1 pseudogene is annotated in these 814 nt (G+C 40.0%); it reads left to right on the top strand.

Annotation, left to right across the window (positions count from 1 at the left end):
- Positions 1-133: 133 nt before the first annotated feature.
- A pseudogene (locus H740_RS12020) lies at positions 134-814 on the top strand (hypothetical protein); the annotation flags it as partial.

Raw genomic sequence — 814 nt, 5'->3', positions numbered from 1 at the left:
TAAGGATATAAAGCGCGAGTTTTTCGAGAATTTCTTAAAAGCCGAACGCGAAAAAGGGACGGATATAACGGAAATTTTAAATCATCTGGCAAAACTAGGCAAATTTGACGTAAAAGCATAAAAGGATTTTAATATGGATATTCTGCTAAGAAACGGCTATGACGTAAATTTATCATTATTAAGACAAGGCCAAATGCAAGCTTCCGCATCTAGACTCGCCGGACAAGAGCTAGTCAAGGTGGGCAATGAGGCAATAAGCAAGGACGAATATATCAGTAGGCAATACGATCTTTTAGAAACAGCCAACGATATACTAATGCAAAATTCGCAAGCCTATCTATATAAAGGCGGAACTGATAATGTAAATGGATATTCTACCGGGTTTGGAGGATCAAGCGCTCATAGGGCAAGTCTGCCTATGTGGTCCAATATGGACAACTCGGATAGGGTTACTCAAGACGGATATAATGGATTTCAAGGACCGCAGGTGAATAACGGATATTGTTTTTCTATCGGTTTGCCAGATTCCGGGGCGCCCGTAATAGAAGAATTTGCCGGCGGCGGATATTTTAAAGGCAGCAAATCAAATACCATCCTAAGTCAAGACAGAAGCAATCTAAACGACTATGCAAGCGAAAATATACTAAAAACTAAATACGGCGACGTAGAGGTATTTTTAGATCTATACGGCGATAACGACAAGCTAGGTATCGGCAAATTTAGCTCAAATGCAATACTTTTTAACTTTGACAGCAACGGCGACGGAATTTTAAATAGCTCCGATAAGCTATTCTCAAAGCTCAAGGTTAGAGGA

The sequence above is a fragment of the Campylobacter showae CC57C genome (genome assembly GCF_000344295.2).
Lineage (GTDB): Bacteria > Campylobacterota > Campylobacteria > Campylobacterales > Campylobacteraceae > Campylobacter_A > Campylobacter_A showae_B.
Note: the sequence above shows the minus strand (reverse complement) of the source record. Positions and strands in the feature narration are given on the sequence as shown.